The 20,271-nt window shown below is 50.3% G+C and carries 23 protein-coding genes; 7 read left to right on the top strand and 16 right to left on the bottom strand.

Annotation, left to right across the window (positions count from 1 at the left end):
• Positions 1 to 65 precede the first annotated feature (65 nt).
• The 3 genes from pckA to nudE all read right to left on the bottom strand — a co-directional run bounded on the left by pckA (position 66) and on the right by nudE (position 3,306).
• The gene (gene pckA, locus HRH59_RS16785; RefSeq protein WP_173502434.1) at positions 66 to 1,667 is read right to left on the bottom strand and encodes a phosphoenolpyruvate carboxykinase (ATP); all 1,602 of its coding nucleotides are present in this window, start codon (positions 1,665 to 1,667) and stop codon (positions 66 to 68) included.
• Between the two features lie 231 nt (positions 1,668 to 1,898).
• On the bottom strand, positions 1,899 to 2,729 hold the full coding sequence (gene cysQ / locus HRH59_RS16780; RefSeq protein ID WP_173502433.1) for a 3'(2'),5'-bisphosphate nucleotidase CysQ: 831 nt from the start codon (positions 2,727 to 2,729) through the stop codon (positions 1,899 to 1,901).
• Complete coding sequence (gene nudE / locus HRH59_RS16775) at positions 2,707 to 3,306, bottom strand: ADP compounds hydrolase NudE (protein ID WP_173502432.1); 600 nt, start codon at positions 3,304 to 3,306, stop codon at positions 2,707 to 2,709. Before nudE ends, cysQ begins: the two co-directional genes overlap by 23 nt.
• Positions 3,307 to 3,365: 59 nt before the next feature.
• Between nudE and yrfG the strand changes: the two genes are divergently transcribed.
• Complete coding sequence (gene yrfG, locus HRH59_RS16770) at positions 3,366 to 4,037, top strand: GMP/IMP nucleotidase (protein ID WP_173502431.1); 672 nt, start codon at positions 3,366 to 3,368, stop codon at positions 4,035 to 4,037.
• Here the strand turns inward: yrfG and HRH59_RS16765 are convergent.
• From HRH59_RS16765 to gspC, 12 genes are read right to left on the bottom strand one after another with little or no spacing between them, the layout of a single operon-like run.
• Complete coding sequence (locus tag HRH59_RS16765; protein ID WP_173502430.1) at positions 4,027 to 4,770, bottom strand: type II secretion system protein N; 744 nt, start codon at positions 4,768 to 4,770, stop codon at positions 4,027 to 4,029. The two genes, yrfG and HRH59_RS16765, sit on opposite strands and share 11 nt — an antisense overlap.
• Before the next feature lie 13 nt (positions 4,771 to 4,783).
• Complete coding sequence (gspM, locus tag HRH59_RS16760; RefSeq protein WP_173502429.1) at positions 4,784 to 5,254, bottom strand: type II secretion system protein GspM; 471 nt, start codon at positions 5,252 to 5,254, stop codon at positions 4,784 to 4,786.
• Positions 5,251 to 6,441 carry a type II secretion system protein GspL gene (gspL, locus tag HRH59_RS16755; RefSeq protein WP_173502428.1) on the bottom strand — a complete coding sequence of 397 codons (1,191 nt, stop codon included), beginning with the start codon at positions 6,439 to 6,441 and terminating at the stop codon, positions 5,251 to 5,253. The genes gspM and gspL overlap by 4 nt, the downstream gene beginning before the upstream one ends.
• Positions 6,438 to 7,427 (bottom strand): type II secretion system minor pseudopilin GspK, encoded by a 990-nt coding sequence (gene gspK, locus HRH59_RS16750; RefSeq protein ID WP_173502427.1) that lies wholly within the window; start codon positions 7,425 to 7,427, stop codon positions 6,438 to 6,440. Before gspK ends, gspL begins: the two co-directional genes overlap by 4 nt.
• A complete protein-coding gene (gene gspJ / locus HRH59_RS16745; protein ID WP_331460197.1) occupies positions 7,424 to 8,047 on the bottom strand; it encodes a type II secretion system minor pseudopilin GspJ in 624 nt (207 codons plus the stop codon). Before gspJ ends, gspK begins: the two co-directional genes overlap by 4 nt.
• Positions 8,040 to 8,408 carry a type II secretion system minor pseudopilin GspI gene (gspI, locus tag HRH59_RS16740; RefSeq protein ID WP_173502425.1) on the bottom strand — a complete coding sequence of 123 codons (369 nt, stop codon included), beginning with the start codon at positions 8,406 to 8,408 and terminating at the stop codon, positions 8,040 to 8,042. The genes gspJ and gspI overlap by 8 nt, the downstream gene beginning before the upstream one ends.
• Positions 8,405 to 9,001 carry a type II secretion system minor pseudopilin GspH gene (gene gspH, locus HRH59_RS16735; protein ID WP_173502424.1) on the bottom strand — a complete coding sequence of 199 codons (597 nt, stop codon included), beginning with the start codon at positions 8,999 to 9,001 and terminating at the stop codon, positions 8,405 to 8,407. Before gspH ends, gspI begins: the two co-directional genes overlap by 4 nt.
• Entirely contained in the window at positions 9,001 to 9,456 is a 456-nt protein-coding gene (gene gspG, locus HRH59_RS16730) for a type II secretion system major pseudopilin GspG (RefSeq protein ID WP_173502423.1), read from the bottom strand. Before gspG ends, gspH begins: the two co-directional genes overlap by 1 nt.
• 1 nt (position 9,457) lies before the next feature.
• Entirely contained in the window at positions 9,458 to 10,681 is a 1,224-nt protein-coding gene (gene gspF, locus HRH59_RS16725; RefSeq protein ID WP_173502422.1) for a type II secretion system inner membrane protein GspF, read from the bottom strand.
• On the bottom strand, positions 10,681 to 12,189 hold the full coding sequence (gene gspE / locus HRH59_RS16720) for a type II secretion system ATPase GspE (protein ID WP_173502421.1): 1,509 nt from the start codon (positions 12,187 to 12,189) through the stop codon (positions 10,681 to 10,683). The genes gspF and gspE overlap by 1 nt, the downstream gene beginning before the upstream one ends.
• Entirely contained in the window at positions 12,189 to 14,297 is a 2,109-nt protein-coding gene (gene gspD / locus HRH59_RS16715; RefSeq protein WP_173502420.1) for a type II secretion system secretin GspD, read from the bottom strand. The genes gspE and gspD overlap by 1 nt, the downstream gene beginning before the upstream one ends.
• 27 nt (positions 14,298 to 14,324) lie before the next feature.
• A complete protein-coding gene (gene gspC, locus HRH59_RS16710; RefSeq protein ID WP_173502419.1) occupies positions 14,325 to 15,272 on the bottom strand; it encodes a type II secretion system protein GspC in 948 nt (315 codons plus the stop codon).
• A gap of 231 nt (positions 15,273 to 15,503) precedes the next feature.
• On the opposite strand from gspC, the gene hslR reads away from it, so the two are divergent.
• The 4 genes from hslR (at position 15,504) to HRH59_RS16690 (ending at position 17,402) form a co-directional block, all read left to right on the top strand.
• A complete protein-coding gene (gene hslR, locus HRH59_RS16705) occupies positions 15,504 to 15,917 on the top strand; it encodes a ribosome-associated heat shock protein Hsp15 (RefSeq protein ID WP_173502418.1) in 414 nt (137 codons plus the stop codon).
• 9 nt (positions 15,918 to 15,926) lie between these two features.
• The gene (gene hslO / locus HRH59_RS16700; protein WP_173502417.1) at positions 15,927 to 16,775 is read left to right on the top strand and encodes an Hsp33 family molecular chaperone HslO; all 849 of its coding nucleotides are present in this window, start codon (positions 15,927 to 15,929) and stop codon (positions 16,773 to 16,775) included.
• Between the two features lie 230 nt (positions 16,776 to 17,005).
• Entirely contained in the window at positions 17,006 to 17,182 is a 177-nt protein-coding gene (locus tag HRH59_RS16695; protein WP_173502416.1) for a DUF1328 domain-containing protein, read from the top strand.
• 25 nt (positions 17,183 to 17,207) lie between these two features.
• Positions 17,208 to 17,402, top strand: a complete 195-nt coding sequence (locus HRH59_RS16690) for a hypothetical protein (protein WP_173502415.1) — start codon at positions 17,208 to 17,210, stop codon at positions 17,400 to 17,402.
• A 46-nt stretch (positions 17,403 to 17,448) separates the two neighbouring features.
• On the opposite strand, the gene HRH59_RS16685 is transcribed toward HRH59_RS16690, so the two are convergent.
• Complete coding sequence (locus tag HRH59_RS16685) at positions 17,449 to 18,795, bottom strand: sigma-54 interaction domain-containing protein (RefSeq protein ID WP_173502414.1); 1,347 nt, start codon at positions 18,793 to 18,795, stop codon at positions 17,449 to 17,451.
• A gap of 262 nt (positions 18,796 to 19,057) precedes the next feature.
• Between HRH59_RS16685 and HRH59_RS16680 the strand changes: the two genes are divergently transcribed.
• Positions 19,058 to 19,543, top strand: coding sequence for a hypothetical protein (locus HRH59_RS16680; protein WP_173502413.1), 486 nt, complete (start codon positions 19,058 to 19,060; stop codon positions 19,541 to 19,543).
• Between the two features lie 119 nt (positions 19,544 to 19,662).
• Positions 19,663 to 20,202: a BON domain-containing protein gene (locus HRH59_RS16675; protein ID WP_173502412.1), complete on the top strand. Its 540-nt coding sequence runs from the start codon at positions 19,663 to 19,665 to the stop codon at positions 20,200 to 20,202.
• Positions 20,203 to 20,271: the final 69 nt, after the last annotated feature.

Genomic DNA, 20,271 nt, shown 5'->3' with positions numbered 1-20,271 from the left:
CGATCTGAAAAATTCTTATCTGATCGGCATTACGCTTACGCGGCCTGTTTTGTTTGGTGCTGTTGTTAAAGTTGCGGCCCGGCGGCTACCAAAGCTTTACCTTCAGCGTTATCGGTAAACTTGGCAAAGTTATCAACAAAGCGCTTGGCTAAGTCTTTGGCTTTAACGTCCCAGTCTGCGGCGTTAGCATAAGTGTTGCGTGGGTCAAGCATCGACACATCGTCAACACCGTGCAATGCGGTTGGCATGGCCAGGTTAAAGTACGGCAACGGGACAAACTCAGCATTTTCAATGCTGCCATCTAAAATAGCATCGATAATGGCGCGGGTGGCCTTAATCGAAATACGTTTGCCGGTACCGTTCCAACCGGTATTAACCAGGTAGGCTTCAGCGCCGGAGGCTGCCATACGTTTACCTAACACTTCTGCATATTGCGTTGGGTGCAGGCTTAAAAACGCCGCGCCAAAACAGCTGGAAAAGGTAGGGGTAGGCTCGGTAATGCCGCGCTCGGTACCGGCCAGCTTAGCGGTAAAGCCAGACAGGAAATGGTATTTAGCCTGATCTTTGGTCAGCTTAGACACCGGTGGTAATACACCAAAGGCATCTGCTGTTAAAAAGATAACTTTTTTCGCATGACCGGCTTTAGACACCGGAGTAACAATATTATCGATATGATAAATCGGGTATGACACCCGGGTATTCTCGGTTTTCGAGCCGTCATTATAGTCAATAGTGCCGTCGGCCAGCACAGTGACGTTTTCTAACAATGCATCACGACGGATGGCATTATAAATATCCGGTTCGTTCTCGGCAGACAGGTTAATGGTTTTAGCGTAGCAACCGCCTTCAAAATTAAACACGCCGGCGTCATCCCAGCCGTGTTCATCATCACCAATTAACTGGCGCTTCGGATCGGTTGATAAGGTGGTTTTACCGGTGCCGGATAAACCAAAGAATACCGCCACATCGCCGTCTTTACCCACGTTGGCAGAGCAATGCATAGAGGCGATACCCTGCAGCGGTAAAAAGTAGTTCATCATGGAGAACATACCTTTTTTCATTTCACCGCCGTACCAGGTGCCACCGATCAGCTGAATACGCTCAGTAAGGTTAAAGGCAACGAAGTTTTCTGAATTTAAACCATGCTTCTGCCAATCCGGGTTGGTGCACTTGGCGCCGTTCATTACAATGAAATCCGGCTTGTAAGTTTCCAGCTCGGCATCCGTCGGGCGGATAAACATGTTTTTTACGAAATGTGCCTGCCAGGCTACTTCAGTAATAAAGCGCACAGCTAAGCGGGTATCGGCATTGGCGCCACAGAAAGTATCAACAACAAATAAGCGTTTGCCGGACAATTGTTTGGTGACTAAAGCTTTTAAATCAGCCCAGACGGCAGGTGTTATGGCTTTATTGTCGTTTTTGCCTTGATCAGACCACCATACGGTGTCGCGGGTGGTGTCATCGCGCACGATGTACTTATCTTTCGGCGAGCGGCCGGTAAAGATGCCGGTATCGACTGAAACCGCGCCTGATTTGGTCAGTTTGCCTTGTTCATAACCTTGTAAATCACTGCGGGTTTCTTCCGCAAATAATTGATCATACGAAGGGTTATAAATAATTTCCGTGACATCTGTGATGCCGTATTGGCCCAGATCCAGCTCGGACATGATGTAACTCCTAAGGGTACTGTAGGTAAGGGTGCAGTCTCTGGCGGACTTAAATTTCCGGTGCTTTTGTCACGAAATGTTGTTTTTCTGCGCAAAAACCCGACGGCATAATAGCGTTTTTCCGACAGAAAAGATAGTTGGCAATTGCGCTGATTTGGCTAAAAACCGCGTCAACACTGGTATGCAGCAAAGCTATGCATTATTTGTGGGTAGTTATGAAAACTTTCAGTATCAGGCTGTCAGGTTGCGCTCTGTTACTCTGGCTTTGATCAGTTGCTGCCAGGGAATGCTGGCCTGGCCCATCACCATAAAATCAGGGTTGGCCAGAGTGTCACGCCGGTTGTAACTGAGCGGGGTAAATTCACTGTCAAGAATCTTACCGCCGGCTTCTTCTACTATTACGTGCACCGCTCCGGTATCCCATTCGCCGGTGGGGCCAAGGCGCAGGTAGCAATCGGCTTTGCCTTCTGCCACCAGACAGCTTTTTAATGAGCAACTGCCCAGCGCAACATATTCAACGTCGTGTTTATTCTGCAGTAAATCAACAATAGGCTGTAATGGCTGGCGCCGGCTGATAGCAATTTTTAATATATCGCCGCTCTGATGTTCGTTAACTCTGATGCGGTTAATTAAATTGCGCTGTTGTTTGAAGGCGCCATGGCCGCGGGTAGCGTAGTACAGCACATCTTCTTTTGGCCAGTAAATTACCCCCAGTGCCGGCCAACCGTGCTCTACCAAGGCGATGCTGACGGCAAAATCGCCGCTTCTGGCGACAAATTCCTGGGTACCGTCCATCGGATCAATCAGCCAGTAGCGTGGCCAGTCTTGTCGTTGCCCTAAGGGAATGCAATAAGACTCTTCCGAGATCACCGGAATGTCGGGCGTTAATTCAGATAAACGATTGATGATAATCCGGTTGGCAGCTAAATCAGCTGAGGTTACCGGGCTTAAATCAGCTTTTTGTTGTTGCTCGAAATCACCGCTTTGGTACAACTGCCATAATTCTGCCCCGGCCTCGCGGGCGGCAGATTTTACGGGGTCAAGCAGTCTGCTTAAAAACATCCGGGTTCGCTTCCAAATATTGCTGCGCTAATAACAGGGCGGCGACACTTCTGGCTTCAGTAAAATCGGCCTGCTGTAACAGTGCGGTACTTTCATTACGTGACCAGCGCACTAATTCCAGCGGTTCCGGCTCGTCGCCTTCAAGGCTTTCTGCATATAAATCAAAGGCCAGAACTATATGCATTGTAGCATTAAAATAGCCAGGGGCTAACGCCAGTGATTTTAACTGTACAAACCGGCCGGCACCAAAGCCAATTTCTTCTTTTAACTCGCGGTTAGCTGCCGTTACGATATCTTCTCCCGGGTCAATTAAGCCTTTGGGAAAGCCAAGCTGATAATCGTGCGTACCGGCACAGTATTCGCGGATCAGATAAAAATGCTCTGCATCGGGGCAGGCGATAATCATTACTGCACCACGGCCACTGCCGCGCATGCGCTCGTAAGTACGCTGCTCGCCATTGCTGAATTGCAATTCCAACTGCTCAATTTTAAATAAGCGGCTTTGCGCCACGATATCTGCACTTAAAATTTGTGGTTTTTGTTTACTGTGGTGTTTATCGTCGTGCCGCTGCGTCATGCTGCCACCTCTGCTACAATCCCGAGCCTGTACTATAAAACGATTAACAGGAAAAACCTATGCTGAACTGGGCTGATATTGATACGGTGCTGTTGGATATGGACGGTACGCTGCTGGACCTGCACTTTGATAACTACTTTTGGTTACAGCATTTACCGCAGCGCTGGGCAGAGATTAGCGGCATCAGTGTCAGCGATGCAGAAGCGCAGTTAAAAGCCGAATACGCCGAACTAAACGGTAAGCTGGAATGGTATTGCCTGGATTATTGGGGCAAGCGGTTGCAACTGCCTATTACGGAGTTAAAGCGCGAAGTGATGCACAAAATTGCCATGCGCGCCGATGTGCCGGAATTTCTGACCGCGTTAAAGCACAGTGGCCGTGACATAGTGCTGGTAACCAATGCCCACCCGGACAGCTTATCGTTAAAAATAGAGCGTACAGAGCTGGCCAATTACATTGATACGCTGATTTCAACGCATGAATTTGGTGTAACAAAAGAAAATTGGGCGCTGTGGCAAAAATTACAACACCGGCTCGGTTTTGACCCGGCGCGCACCTTGTTTGTTGATGACAGCCTGCCGATTTTAAAAGCCGCGCAGGATTACGGCATTAAACATTTGCTGGCGGTGGCCAACCCCGACAGCCAGCAACTTAGCCGGCAAATTACCGAATTTCCGGCGATTACTGATTACAGCGTACTGCTGGATGATATTCGCAGCCTCAGAAGCTGATACGATAGCGGCCCTGTGCATCCGGTTTACCGAGGAACTGCATCGCCTGATGCACTTCCTGTGGCATGCTGCTATCCGGTTTCAGTGTGCCGTTCAGCAACAGTTGCTGTGCATTAATCACCGCTTTAATGTCCAAGCCCAGCAGGTTAGCGCCGTCGGTAGTCAGTACGACAGTGCCGTCTGCGCAGCTTAAGTCACCAAACAGGCTTTGAAGCTCAAGCCAGGTACCGGTAGGGCTTTGTAAGCGGGCGTCCTGCCAACTGGCATTGCCGCTCAGTGCGCTGCACCAGGGCTGGCCTTGTTGATATTGAGGTACATCCAGTACTAATTCGCCGGTTGCCTGCACCGGCAAGGGCAGGGGTAGCATCGGCAGCAATTGCGCTACCGGCAGTTTTACCAGGGTGTTATGCAGTGCTGCACCGGAAAAATCATAATTAGCAGTGCCGGTAACATACGGCACTGCGCTGTTCTGTGCGCTGCCGCTTTGCAGCTCAAATTGCAGCTTGCCGCTAAATAACTGCCAGCCGTGTAATTTCCAGCGTAAGCTGTCAAATTGCAGTTGCTGATAACGTAAGCCGGCTATATCGCCTTGCCATAAGGTACCGGATACCGCACCCAATTGCAGTTGTGGCGGCAGCGGTGCCAGTTTCAGCCACCAGGCCGCCGGCGTTAACAGCAGCGTAAACAGCAAATAGCTGCAGACACCGGTAATAATAAGTTTTGTTTTTGTCATCCTGCTTTTATACCTACTCTACGACCATGCGTCTTACCCGCACTATGCCGGGTTTGTCTGCTGTTGCCAGATCGACATTTACCAGTTTAATACCGTGCTGATACTGCAAGGCATGCAGCCAGCTTAACAGTTGCTCAAAACTGACATCTTCCAGCACCAATGTCAGTTGTTCATTTTGCGGCTGCATCCGGCTGACTTTAATGCCACCGCTGCGTGCACTGTTACTGATAATTTGCGCCAGGCTGCCACCGCTACGGGCGGTTGCTGCGCCGGCCGCTTTAAGCTGCGGGATCAGCTGCTGTAACTGGCTTAGCTGGCGCTGTGCAGTTTGCAGTTTTTGTTGTTGCGTTTGTTTTGCCTGGTGCAGTGGTTGCCACAGTAACCAATAAAACAAGCCAATGACTACCACTACGGCGGCCCCGGCCACCAGCCGTTGCTCGCGCTGTTGCAGCCCGGTCCACCAGCTTAAAAACTGTTGTTTCATACTTTGCCCCGCATCGCGACACTGCCCTGAACTTTGCCGCCATCATTACTCAGTGCGCCTTGTTCGACGCTGAAGCCGGCTTGCTCAAGCGCGTTTTTCAGCCGCTCAAAGCTTTGAAAGCCATCGCCTTTTGCCTGAAAACGCAATTCAGCGCGTTTGGCATCAAAGCGCAAGTTTTCCAAACTGATATCCGGCACCTTTGCCAGTTGTTGTTGTAACTGAGCCAGCAAAGCGAGAAAGCTTTGCTCTGCACCGCCGGCACCGGCAGCCGCCAGTTTTTGCTGCAGTTGCAGATTAAGGTTAACCACCCGCTCACCCGGAAAGGCTTGCTGATACAAAGCCAGGCTTTGTTGTTGCAATGCCAGGCTTTGCCGGCCCAGTTGCCAGTTGGTGATGCCCAGTTGCAGTAAATACAGCGTAAGACACAGACCGGCCAAAATGGCACTGCTGCGCCATAATTGCAGTTGCGGATTGCTGTGCCGTTTCGGTTTATAGTCACCCTGCAGCAAATTAAAGTCGTTGTGGGTCAACTGCGCGGCCAGTAACGCCAAAGGTAGCTCCGGCTCGGCAGCCTGATATGGCTGCAGTATTTCTTCCGGCCAGGGGCTGTAGCTGGTTAGCATCGGTAAGGCCGCCAGTTGCAGGTAGTCGCCCCACCATACCGCGTCTATGGCACTAACCTGCCAACTGTTTTGCTTTAACAACCATTGCTCGTGCAGCTGAATACAGGCCGGTAATTGTTGCTCGGGTATCAGTAAGGCATCGGGAAGCATGCGGCTGACACTGAAACCGGCTGATTGCAGCCAATGCAGCCATTGCTCCATCCGCTCGTGGCGGCACACGGCTACTTGTTGGCAGTACTGGCCGTCATGCTGCACCAAGCTGCCCAAGGCCAGAAACAGCTGCTCAATGTCTTCGGCCTGATCTTCTTCCAGCATATACGGCAGTGCTTGCAGCAGCTGCCGCGTGGGTTTGCCCGGCAAGTTAACCTGTTTTAATACCACATCAGATGCCGGTACTAATGCGATAACCGGGCGCTGACCCAGCCGTATGGCTAAGTCCGGCAGTTGTTCGGCACCGGACAGTTCGCCACTGGCGATAACTTCTTTGCTATGGCTGGCCCATACCAGCCAGCTGACGGTTTGCTCTGCCCGGCTGCCAAGCCGGATCACCAATTGTTCACTCACTGCTGGCCTCCAAAGCGCCGCGCCAGTACTTTAACCTGGTTATTATCATTTATTTTCAGCACCGACGTTAACACAAACCCTGTCTCCAAATAAGCTGTTGTGGCCAGCAAGCGGAAGCTGTCAGATTTCACTGCCAGCATACTTTTTACCTCATCCGGCACTGTTATACCCGCCAGTGCCGGGTCGGCCAGTAATTCTTCTGCGTTGGCAAAGCCTTGTTCCGGCCGGTTGGCGATTAAATCCATTGCGGCCTGCTCCGTTAATTCCGGGATCAGCGCGGCCAGCAATACGGCTGTATCTTCAGTTAAGGTATTCACATTTAACAACAGCCGGTTATCTTCCGGCACCACGCAAACATAAGGCTGCAGTAACTGATAGTCATTTGGTGTTAAATCCAGTATTGCCCGCAGCTCTGACGGGTCGGCCATCAGCGTATTGGCTGTGTAATAAGCAAAATTCAGCGCGGCATAATCATCGTCTTCGGCGCTGCCGGCGGTGCTGAGTAAGCTGTCTTCATCCAACCAGTCACCAATACGGGCAGTAAGGTATTCTGCCGGCATACTCAGTTCGGTTACTTTCAACTCCAGCAAACGCTGAAAGGCCTTTTGTGCAGGGCTTTGCTGCGGCTGTGCACCGTTGGCCGGGCTGATATTTTGCAGCGCATTTAAGTTAAAACAGCTGCGCAAATCACTGATATCACCTGAAATAGTGCCATTTTCTACCGGGAAGGTAGCGCCGCTCTGCGCCCAATCCTGGGACAAATTTACCGTTTCCTGCCCGGCCAGGGTGCGCGCCAGTAATACTTTGGCAAATTGCTCAGCACCCATGGCAAACCACAGCGCCTGTTGTTGTTGCTGCATATTTTGCTGGCGTTGCAACTGCAGTTGCAGCCGGCCGGTCATGTTTACGGCGATCACCACCACGATGGCAATGATCATCAACACGGCCACCAGCGCGACGCCTTGTTGCTTGCACGGTGCTGTCATTCTATACCGCCTTCGCTGACAACGGCGTCCGGCAACATAAAAATGCGCTCCAGCCGGCCAAGGTTTTCATCAACCAGGGTTACCCTTACGGCAGCGGGGAAATTGGCGTCTTGCCAACGTTCCTGCCATTCCCCGCCTTGCAGGTAATGCACTTCAAAGCCGGTTAAGTTGGTTTGCAGCAGCTGTATTTTCGGCTCGGTGCCGGTTACGGCATCCGGATACAGGGTAAACAGGCGTTGCAAAGTGCCTTCCTGTAAGCGGTAAGCCACGGTTTGGATTTCGCTGCGCGGTAAAATCATGCCGGGGTTACGCCAGCCCTGGCGGGTAAAACTTACGCCATGATCTTCACTATCTAGCAAAAACTTTTCGCCGAACAGGCGGAATTTCTGTGGTGCTTCGCCGTCAAGGCGCACATGGCGCACACTTATCTGCATAAAGTCACGCTCCAGCATCAGCATAGTGCGTTGCAGCTGCACTAAGCGCTCACTGGCTTGCTGTGATAACTCGTCGCTTTGCGTTACGCTGCTGAGTATGGCGACAGACGCCAACCCCACCAGGGCAAAAATGGCTGCCGCCAGCAACATCTCAATAAAGGTAAAACCGCTGTTGGCCTTAACCACCGGGCTTACCTTTATAGCTTTGTAACTGATATAACACCTCGTCCGGTGTTTCTGCCAGGCTAACGCTGATTTGCACCAGGCGTAAGTCGTCATCCGGCAGCTTACTCAACTGCTGTTGCCATAACCATTGCCGGTTAGCCATTTCAACCTGTTGCTGTGATTTTTCCTTGCCGGGCCAGTCTTTATCTAACAATGCCAGCTGCATCTGGTTGTTGGCGATATAGCTGGCAACAGTTAAATCATCCAACTGACTTAAGCTGCGGATATGCGCCGAGCTGGCTTGCATAATGGCCATTCCGGCGGTGGCAAAAATTGCCATGGCAACTAGCAGCTCCAGCAAGGTAAAGCCATTGCGCTTCATGGCAGCTCCGTCGACACTGCGGTGCGGTTCAGCGGTATAGCAAAATCGGTGCTGACACTGCTGTACAGCGGTGTCAGATCGGAGCTTTCCACAAACAGCAGCTGAAACGGGCTGATTTCACCGGATGACAAAATAAACACCTGGGGTAATACCGGAATGTCGGTGTCCTGCTCCGGTTGTTCGTCGTCATCAAGCTGCCAGTCTAACTGGCTCAGCAGGTTCGATTCTTCACCTGCCAGGCCTTCCAACTCCAGTTTCAGACTAATATCGGCCGGCAACTTGTGCTGTTGCAACCCGGCCGGCTGTTCTGCCGCCAGCCATTTGGCATCGCTGTTGCTGTAGTATAAAAAGCCGTAGCGGTCCGGCATGATATACAAACCCCATTCCTGCTGTTTTAACAGCGCCGTTTCGGCGACAAAATGAAAAATCTGCTGAAACCGTTCGGCTTCTTTTTCCAGCCGCTCTTCGCGTGATTCACCGCTGAAATTCATCACCACTGTGGTCGCCAGCAAGCCAATTAACAGCATAACCAGCATCACCTCAACTAAGGTAAAGCCGGTTTGGTGTTGCCTGGCCGCGGGCAGTGGCAGCATTAGTTGCTGTTGCCTTGGTTGGCGTCCGGGTTCCAGTTGCCGATATCATCATCGGTACCGGCGGTGCGATCCGGGCCTTTACTGAGAATATCAATCCGGCCAACCTGACCCGGGCTTACCAGGATATAGTCTTCATCCCACGGATCTTTTGGCAAGCGACGGATAAAGCCGCCTTCCGGGAATGAGCGTGGCACCGGTTGCGAGGCCGGCGCGGTAACTAAGGCCTGCATACCTTGTTCTGTGGTGGGGTAAAAGCCGTTACGTAAGCGATACATATCCAGCGCACTTTCCAGTTGCTGAATATCTACCACCGCTTTTTGTCGTGCAGCCTGCTCCTGATTACCGATCAGGTTGGGCACAACCATGCTGGCAATAATGCCCAGAATAACAATAACCACCATAACTTCTAACAGCGTAAAACCGCGTTGTGCTGTTGCTTTAAGTTGCTTAACCATATTAACCACCACCTACCATATTGTTTAACGCTAAGATTGGCTGCAAAATCGCCATGACAATAAATAACACCATACCGGCCATAACCGCCACTAACACCGGTTCAAACACTTTTAATGATACGGTAACCAAGGTTTCAAATTCGCGATCCTGGGTATTAGCGGCGCGCTCCAGCATAGAATCCAGCTGGCCGCTTTTTTCACCGCTGGCAATCATATGCAACATCATCGGCGGAAACAGCTTGGTTTGCTCCAGCGCGTTGCGCAGTGAAGTACCTTCGCGCACTCTGGCGGTGGCATCGGTTACGGCTTGTTTCATAAAGGTATTGCTCAGCACATCAGCACTGATGCGCATAGCTTCCAGCAACGGTACCGCCGAAGCATTCAGAATACTTAAGGTGCGGGCAAACCGGGCGGTGTTCAGCCCCTTGGTTACTTTGCCGATAATACGGCTTTTTAATACCAGTTGGTCCCAGCGAAACCGCACAGCCGGCTTTAGCAGGGCGCGCTTAAACAGCACCAGCGCCAACATAACAGCAATCAGCACAAAGATGCCGTAAGCGCGTAAAAAGTCACTGGCGGCAATTAAAAATAAGGTGGAACCGGGCAGGCTTTGGCCCATATGCTCAAACTGGCCGACAATTTTCGGCACCACCGCGGCTAATAAGATAGAGATAACCAGCACGGCGAAGCAGGTAAGGATAATAGGGTACAACAGCGCCTGCAGAATTTGGCTGCGCATATGTTGACGTTGTTCGGTGTAATCGGCCAGCCGGTTCAATACCTGGTCTAAATGGCCGGATTTTTCTCCGGCCGCCACCATAGAGCGGAATAAATGATCAAACACGTAAGGAAATTCGGCCAGGCCTTCTGCCAGGCTGTAACCCTCTACCACTTTAGAGCGCACAGCCATCATCATATTTTTCAACCGCGGTTTGTCGCATTGCTCGGCCACCGCCAATAAAGCGCTTTCAATCGGTAATGCGGCTTCTACCAGCGTGGCTAATTGTCTGGTAAGCAAGGCCAGTTCAGAGGCCGAGATATTACGTTTAAACCACTGTTTACCGGATGCCAGCAGTTTTTCCTGCTGCGAGGCCAGTGCCACGCTAACCGGCGTTAATTTTTGCTCGCGCAGTAACGACCTGGCATGGCGGGCGTTGTCTGCTTCCAGTACGCCTTTGGCATTTTTGCCGCGCGCATCCAGCGCCTGATACTCAAACGCCGCCATTACACATCCTCACGCGTTACGCGCAGTACTTCTTCCAGCGTGGTTTCACCGCTGAGTACCTTGCTGAAACCATCGGCGCGAATGCCCGGGCTATGCTGGCGTACGTATTTTTCTATCGCCTGTTCGCCTTTGCCGTTGTGGATCAGTTCACGGATATGCTCATCTACCAGCAGCAGCTCATGAATACCGGTACGGCCGCGATAACCGGTTTGGTTACAGTGCTCACAGCCCCGGGCGCGGTAAATCAGCACGCCTTCTTTTTTAGTTACGCTGAGTAAGTTCCGCTCTTCTTTATCCGGTTCGTGCGCTTCTTTGCAGTGCGGGCACAGAGTACGTACCAGGCGCTGTGCCAGTACGCCGAGTAAACTGGATGACAGCAAAAAGGCTTCTACACCCATATCTTCCAGCCGCGTTATCGCACCGGCGGCTGTGTTAGTGTGCAGGGTAGATAACACCAAATGGCCGGTTAAACTGGCCTGTACCGCAATTTGTGCAGTTTCCAGGTCGCGTATTTCGCCTACCATTACCACGTCCGGGTCCTGGCGTAAAATGGCGCGTAAACCGCGGGCAAAGGTCATGCTGACTTTGGTGTTAACCTGGGTTTGGCCAATGCCTTCCAGCTCGTATTCAATCGGGTCTTCTACGGTAAGAATATTGCGATCTTTAGTGTTAATTTCGGTTAAGCCGGCGTACAAGGTGGTACTTTTACCGGAACCGGTAGGGCCGGTAACCAGAATAATACCGTGCGGTTTTAAAATCAGCTGCGAAAACGCTTGCTGTACCGACAGTGTCATACCCAGGTCGGCTAAATTCAGGTGTGAGTTGTTTTTATCCAGTAAGCGCATTACCACCCGTTCGCCGTGGCTGGATGGCATAGTTGACACCCGCACATCCACGGCCCGGCCGGCAATCCGTAGGCTGATGCGACCATCTTGCGGCACGCGCTTTTCAGCGATATCCAACCTGGCCATTACCTTAATCCGCGATACCAGCAAGCTGGATAAACGCCGGTTTGGCCGCAGTACTTCACGCAAAATACCATCGACCCGAAAACGTACTATCAGCGCTTTTTCAAAGGTTTCGACATGGATGTCTGAGGCACCTAATTTAATGGCTTCGCCCAGCATGGCGTTAATCAGCTTGATAATAGGCGCGTCGTCTTCGTTTTCCAGTAAGTCTTCACTTTCCTGAATATCATCGGCCAGTGAAGCTAAATTTACCTCGTTGCCAATGTCTTCCATCAGTTGCTGGGCTTCTGACGAATCGCGCTGATAGCAGGCCTCCAGCATCGCCTCAAACTCTACCGCGGATAAACGCTGCAACACAAAAGGCTCGGCCAGCATGCGGCGTACTTCCAACACCGCTGCCGGTGCCGTAGCGGTATGGATATACAATTGCCAACCGTGCGCTTGTTGTTGCAGCAGCACGCCGTGGCGCTTGGCAAAACCAAACGGCAGGCGAATGCGATTGCTGGCAGGTTTTACCTGCTCTGCTTCCAACGCATCCATTAGTCTTGTTTCCCGGGCTCAGCAGCAACGGGTTGCTGTTTATTCATATATTCATCAAAAGTCGGCGGCAATGCCAGTGAGTCATCCCACTGCGGCAACACAACCTGTTTGGTATTGGGCATTAAACGAATGCCTTCCTCTTCGCGTTTTAATTGCTCGGCGCGGATATAGTTATATTTGGTTTTTGAAATACCGGAAATAGCCGAGCCTTCGCGCACTATGGTAGCTTTAATAAAGACCATCAGGTTGCGCTTTTGCTTGGTAACACTGGTCGATTTAAATAAGTGCCCCAAAATAGGAATGTCACCCAGCAGCGGTACCTTAGATTCACTTTCCTGTACGTCTTCGTCAATTAAACCGCCCAGCACCACGGTTGCGCCATCATCGGCCATAACTGTGGTTTTAATTTCGCGTTTATTAATGGTGATATCTACCGCAGTTGCGCCACCAATACTGGACACTTCCTGCTCAATGGTCAGTTGTACTGCATCACCTTCGTTAATTTGCGGTGTTACTTTCAGTTTAATACCCACTTCCTGGCGTTGTACCTGTTGGAACGGGTTAGTGTTATTTGAACCGGTGGTAGAGCCGGTAATAACCGGTACTTCCTGACCAACGAGGAAAAACGCTTCCTGGTTATCCATGGTAGTAATATGCGGCGTGGCCAATACGTTAGAATTGGTACTGGTGCGTACGGCCTGTAAAATGGCAGCCCAATCGCCTTTATAAAAACCCATCATTGCACCATTTAAACCGCTTAACACTTGGGCCAAAGCAGAATAGTCGCGGTTAGAATCAGGTACCGAGGTAACAACTTCCCGGCCATCTATGATAGTTGTAGTTGTAGAGCCTTTTGTGACTTGTGATGCCACCGCAGCACCACCAGCGACGCTGATAATGGGAATAGTATTGCCGTTGCTAAAATTAGTACCGCCGCCGTTGGCATTGAGCCACTGCACACCAAAGTCGGTGCCGTCGCCTTCAAATACTTCAACAATAATGGCCTCTACCAACACCTGAGCACGGCGGATATCTAACTGACGTAATACTTCCTCTAACGAGCGCATCATATCCGGCTGAGCGGTAATCACCAGCGAGTTGCTGTCGGCATGAGCTTCGATACTGATGGCACGGCCGGTATTGGCGGCGGCACCACGTCCGCCCTGTGCGCCTGCTGCGCCGCCCTGTACTTCGGCTACGATAGACTCGCTAACGCCTTTTAATACCGGTACCAGCTCTTCAGCTTTGGCATACTTTAAATAAAACACCCGGGTATTGCCGCTGGTTTGCAGTTCGCTGTCCAGCCGTTTTGCCAACTCAATAACACGCTGGCGAGCCTGTAATTCTCCGCTAACAATAACACTGTTGGTGCGCTCATCTGCTACGATGCGCGGCACCAGAAAATCCGGTTGTTCGGCGCGGCCCTGGCTTTTATAAATGCTCTCGAGGATCCGTACAATTTCCGGCGCCGAAGCATACTGCATTTTGACAATTTCCAGCTCCTGGTCGCCGGCTTTATCTACCCGTTGAATAATATCTACCAGCCGGTTTACCACTGCTGCCGGGCCAGTCATCATAATCACGTTGGACGGGTCGTAGTTGACCACATGGCCGCCACCGGCCTGGTTGCTGAACTGGCGCAACAAGGGGGCTAATTCACGAACCGACACATTGCGCACCTGCACTACGCGGGTAACCATCTCGTCGCCCCGGCCCGGTGCATCATCGCTGACTACCGGAATATTACTGGTTTTTGCGTCTTTGTTGCGTACAACTTTTAATACACCGTTGTCCATTTCCACCACGGCAAAGCTGTACACTTCAAGTACGTTAAGAAAGAATTGGTAATACTGTTGTTCATTGAGCATTTCATAACTGCGCACATTGATGCGGCCGCGTACCTGGGGGTCGACAATAATGGTTTTTTTCAGGTTCATACCAACAATATTAATAAACTCATTAATATCGGTACCTTTAAAGTTAGGTGAGTACATCACCTCTTCCTGTGCTACGACAGTAACACCCGGAATAACCACGGTCAGTGCGGCAGCAACCATCAGGCTGGCCAGCGAGCGACGGGAGAAAAAAGCAGATTGCCCTGATTTCATTAGCTTATAACCAATTAATTTTAATAATTATTGTGACAGGTTCACCAGAATATCTCTGATCTCACCATCGCGTTCTATTTTAATTGCTGCCTCTTTGGCCTCGCGTAACTCGTTAATTACGCTCATGGCCTGCTGCATATCATTTAACGGAATACCGTTGATTTCTATTGCCAGATCATTGGCTTGTAAGCCAAGCTGCGTAAACAAAGCCGGGTCTTTACCCGGCATTAAACGATAGCCGGCCAACTGCCCGTTGGGCCGGTGTGGCGTAATGCGGATATAGTCGAAAAACTTCATCGGCTCGGCAATCAGCTCTTCCCGGCGCAGCTCTAACGCTTCGTTAGCCTGCATCGGTGCCATTTCCATTGGTTCAGGCTCCGGCGCCATATCCATTGTTTCTTCTGCACCCTGCTCATCGGCACGGCCTAATCCGGCATTGGCCTGGGCAATTTTGGTGTATTCAATGCCATCCAGCATCAGGGTTTCATAGCGCCCGGCTTGTTGCAACAACACCCGATCAATGAGCACCTGTTTTAATACGGCATTGGTACCTGCTATGGTGTCGTCAACGGCATAGGTTGCCTCGGCACCGCGGCTTTCAATAATGGCGCTACCCTGGCCCGGCGCTGTTGTCATGGCAACTAAGCCGGTTAGTTTAACATTCAGCTGCGTTTTCGGCGCCTCAGCGACAACCGCTACCGGCTCTGCTGTTGTTTGTACAGCGGCTTTGCCGAATAATGAAAAATTAAGCAACGAGGTTAAATTTACACCGCCACGTTTTGTTACGGTAGTGCTGTCGACGCCGGCCGGCGGTAAAGGGGCTGCAGTGGGCGCCGGTATCAGTTGCCAGCTTAACCGGGCAAACAGCCATGCCAATAGCAACACCAATATCAGATTCAGCACAGGCTGCACCCGGTTCAGAGGTATTTGTTGTAGTCGCTTCACTAATTGCTGCGTGTCTGCTAACGGCTTCATTGCGCACTTCTTAATGTCTGTAAAAATTCTTAGCTCAATAAACAGAATTTCTGTATGTATAAAACGGACTTCTGCATTAAAAACGGAATTTATCTTACCCGGTTGTCGTGCTACCAACAAGTCGGCGTGGCACATTTACAACATATTAACGGTGTTTTTCTTGCTGTTGCCGCCAAATCAGACTGTTTGGCACTATAATGGCGGTCTTAGTTCGGCAACACAGTGTAAATTATGGCGCAACCGAAACAATCTGCTCAGTATGACACCGCAACATTACGTTTAGATAAATGGCTGTGGGCCTGTCGTTTCTATAAAACCCGTAGTTTGGCTAAAGAGATGATCGACGGCGGTAAAGTACATTATAATGGCCAGCGGTGCAAAGCCAGCAAAACGGTGGAACCCGGGGCAATGGTGCGTATTAGCCAGGGTGTAGATGAAAAAGTAGTGCTGGTACTGGGTTTGTCTGATAAACGTTTGGCCGCGCCTTTGGCGCAGGCACTGTATGAAGAAACGGCAGACAGCATAATACAACGTGAAAAACGTGCCGAATTGCGCAAAACCAACAGCCTGTTTGCGCCGCATCCGGACACTAAACCTGACAAAAAAGAGCGGCGGAAGCTGCTTTTATTAAAATCGCAGCAGTAAGAGAACAGCATGAACTCAGATAAGTTATATCGATTTTTATTTCAGCAAAAGCACGTCCGCGGCGAACTGGTACAACTGTCTGCCAGCCTGGACCAAATGTTGCTGCAACATGATTATCCGCTGCCGGTAAAGCAGTTGCTGGCAGAATTAGTGGCGGCAACCAGCCTGTTAACGGCGACATTGAAATTTGACGGTGATATTGCCGTGCAGGTTCAGGGCGATGGCCCGGTGCGTTTTGCGGCGGTAAATGGTACTGATAAGCAACAATTTCGTGGCGTAGTGCGGATGCAGTCTGAGCTGCAGGGCGACAGCTTTCGTAGTTTAATTGGCGAAGGTTATATGCTGGTTACTATTACGCCGAAACAGGGCGAACGCTATCAGGGTATTATTCCGCTTACCGGCGATAGTTTAACCAGTACGCTGGAAGCTTATTTTGCGCAATCAGAGCAATTGCCCACCCGGCTATACCTGTACACCGATATTCAGCAACAGCATAACCGTGCTGCGGGCTTTATGCTGCAAGTGCTGCCGGTTGAACAACAAAAAGCCAAAGCCGACTTTGCCGATTTAGTTATGCTGAGTGACACTCTGACGCAAGACGAAATCTTTAACCTGCCGACAGAACAACTGCTGTACCGTTTGTTTCACCAGGAAGAAGTAGAGTTGTTTACGCCACAAGACGTTAGCTTTGTCTGTGGTTGCTCGCGTGAAAAATGCAGCGCGGCTATTATCAGCCTGGGCACAGAGGTTATTAAAGAACATATCGCAGAGGGTAAACTGGACATCAGCTGCGAATACTGCAACACCACCTATCAGTTTGACAGCACCGACTTAACGGCGTTACTGCAACAGCTGTAACGGCTTGCTCAGCGTTTTCGCCAAGATCCCGTTTAGTGTGAAACAGTTACCTGTTTACAGGTAACTGTTTCACATCATCTGCCTGCCAATATTCATTCTTTCGTTATAGCTTAAAATAAATTTATTTATATTCAATGCCTTATCAATAAATAAAATTCTGGCACGGCTTTGGCAGTAGTGCAGGCGTAGTTTTTTATATATCTGTGCCATCGCGCACTAAGGAGCAAACTATGTTGGGTTGGGCATTAACATTTTTAATTATTGCACTGATTGCTGCTGTGCTGGGCTTTGGTGGTATTGCCGGTGCAGCTGCCGGTATAGCTAAGGTAATCTTTTTTATCTTTATCGTGCTGCTGGTTATTTCGTTGCTGGTTAACGCATTACGCGGTAAATCGCCCAGACTGTAATTTTTTTCGTTGAAGAGGACTAAGTATGACATTAACTAATTTATTATTTCGCCTGATGCTGATAGCCGGGTTGGCGTTTTCAGTGGTAGCTTGCGGTGACAACGATGCCGAAGAGGCCGGTGAGACAATCGATGAAGTCGTCACCGATGCCGGTAACAAAGTTGAGGACTTGTGTGAGGATGTCAAAGATAAAGCTGACGCCGAAGACAAAGACTGCTAAACCGCAGGCAGCAGCATGATGCTGCTGCCTTTGCTACAGTTGCAATTCAGGATTCGGCTTGCTGGTACTTTTCCAGCTTGTTATACAAGGTTTTAACGCTGATACCTAACTGCCGCGCTGTGTCGGTTTTATTGCCGGCATTTTGCTCCAGCGTATTTAAAATGGCTGCTTTTTCCAGCTCTTCCAATGGCAAACCACAGGGTACTTCAGCGAGGCATTCGTCCTCATCGCTGTCGGCAGATTGTTCTAACAGTAAGTGCTCAGGCTGAATATGGTTGTCGGCCAGGATGTAAGCGCGCTCTATAGCGTGTTTTAATTCCCGCACATTACCCGGCCAGCTATGGTTGGCAATTAGCGCCACAGTGTCTGCAGCCAGTTGCTTTTGTTGCTGCTCCTGTGCGTTGCGGTACGCCAGAAAATGTTGGGCTAAGCCACATATATCATCACCGCGATCACGCAGCGGCGGCACCTGCACCGGAAACTGCGCTAAGCGGAAATACAAATCTTCCCGCAGCACCCCTTCAGCAATAGCTTGCTGCGGATCACGGTTAGTCGCAGCAACAATACGCACGTTGGCGTGTAATACCTTATCGCTGCCTACCGGGCGGTATTCACCGCTTTCCAGCACCCGCAGCAGTTTAACCTGCTGCTCAAGCGGCATTTCGGTTACCTCATCCAAAAATAAAGTACCGCCTTCTGCCTGGGCAAACACGCCTTGATGCTCACGCTGCGCACCGGTAAAAGCGCCTTTGGTATGGCCGAACAACTCACTGTCAACTAATTCGGGGCTTAAGGCGCCGCAGTTAATGGCGACAAAAGGCTGCTCAGCGCGGTAACTGGCTAAATGCAGTGTATTGGCGACCAGTTCTTTACCGGCACCGCTTTCACCGACAATCAATACATTGGCTTCAGTAACGGCGACCTTACGCAAGGTTCGGTACAACTTGAGCATAGCGCGGGATGAGCCAACCAGCAAACCAAACTGATCCAGGGCGCTGGTATTAGCTTTTACCGGTTGCCGGCTGTCGCTCAGTTGCTGATAAAAATCCTCTAAGGTATCCAGAATACAACCGAGGTCTAACGGCCGGCGAAAGTGATAGCCGGCACCTCCGCGCATCAGTTTATCCAATACCGGATCCGGCCTGCCGTCACTGATCAAAATAAAATCAATCTCAGCCAACAACTTACTGGCAGTCAGCCGCTGATAATCCGTCTCGCTGTGTTGATCGGCCTGAATAAACGCCAAATCACAGGGTTGTTGCAACAGTTGTTCTGACCAGGGCGCGGTGTCGCTGCTTCTTACTACCACGAAGCGGCGTACAGCAGCAGATTGCAGCAACTGTGTTGCCAGTTCGTTATCCTGTACGTGCAAAAATAAACGTGGTTGTGTCATTTATCCGTTCCCGGTTGTTACGCCTGACTTGCTGCCGGCTTATACACTGTACCCTGCTTCAGTACGCTAAAACTAGTTTATTTCAATTCAGTGAAGTACAGCATCCGCTACGGTAAATATAACAATATCACCAGGTAGAAGTTACCTGTTGCAGCAGGTTAAATGACAGGCGATAAAAAAATATCAGATAAATCATAATATTACATCTTGGTATATGAATTGAATATGAACTGTGACAGCGATAAGTATAAGGAGCAATGTCATGGGATATTCCGGTTGGACGCAGTCAACTCAGCTGAGTGCTGCTGAAGCGCGCTTACTGCATGGTGCCTATACGGTGTGTGTATCCGCGGAGCAATTTTTTTGTCGTGCGACACAACAGGTAGCCAGCAGCAATTTACGCTATAAATTCATACAGTTAGCCACCTTGCACCGCGAAGCAGCGCAGCGTCTGCCTGGCACCGGCGCTCAGCCAACTAAAGTGATCGATGTGAATAATGAGCTGGCTGCAGTGCAGTTTTGGTATCTGCATCAAACCGCCACGTTACCGGAACAAGCTTTACAGCAGCCTGCCCTTACTGAGCTGTCCGGTTTGCTGCAACAGCAACTGCGGGTGCTGCGCCGGCTTACGGCCACTTTGCGCAGTAAGCCGGCCAGAGTAGCCTTAGCCCAATTGGTGGCAGAGCTGCAAATTAGCAATGACCAGCTACAGCCACTACTGAAAGAATTACCGGTTACCCGGCAATAACTACAAACAAAAAATTAACATAAACTGAATGTTTAAAAAATGGTGATTAAAAACAGCTGCTTATGTTTTGGCACTAAACTGGCATCAGGTTTAACGTCTCACTACAAAGGAGCGACAACATGAAACGTACAACTTTAACAATGATGATGGCTTTGGCGTTAACCACAACTGCAGTGACTGCCAACGATTGGAAAGACGGTGCCAAAGATGCGTGGATTGACGGTAAAGTTGAAACGACCCTGTTATTGAACGGCAACTTGAATTCGTTTGATATTAATACCGATGTGAAAAACGGTGCGGTAACACTTACCGGTAAAGTAGAAAGTGACGTAGATAAAGCACTGGCAGAAGAGCTGGTAGAAAACCTGGACGGTGTCACCGGGGTAGATAATCAGCTGACAGTTATGGCGTCTGACAGCAAAGCTGCCGGCAAAGATAACAGCGGCTTAAAAGATGCCAAAATTGCCACTGTGGTAAAAACCCGTTTATTGTTTGAATCAGAAGTCAGCGGCACCGCCATTGATGTTGATGCCAAAAACGGCGTGGTAACGCTGCAGGGCGAAGTGGAGTCTGATGCGGAAAAAGACTTAGCGGTAGCGATAGCAAAAAACACCACTGATGTCAGCCGCGTGATAGACAAGCTGGAAGTTGCACAATAATAAGGTGCAATGAGCAACAATAGCGGCCTGCGCCGCGTTGAGTAAAATAAACGCCGATCTGTGCTTCAC

Origin of the sequence: Rheinheimera lutimaris, from assembly GCF_013283795.1 — a bacterium.
GTDB classification, from domain to species: Bacteria; Pseudomonadota; Gammaproteobacteria; order Enterobacterales; family Alteromonadaceae; genus Alishewanella; species Alishewanella lutimaris.
This window is presented reverse-complemented; position numbering and strand designations above follow the sequence as displayed.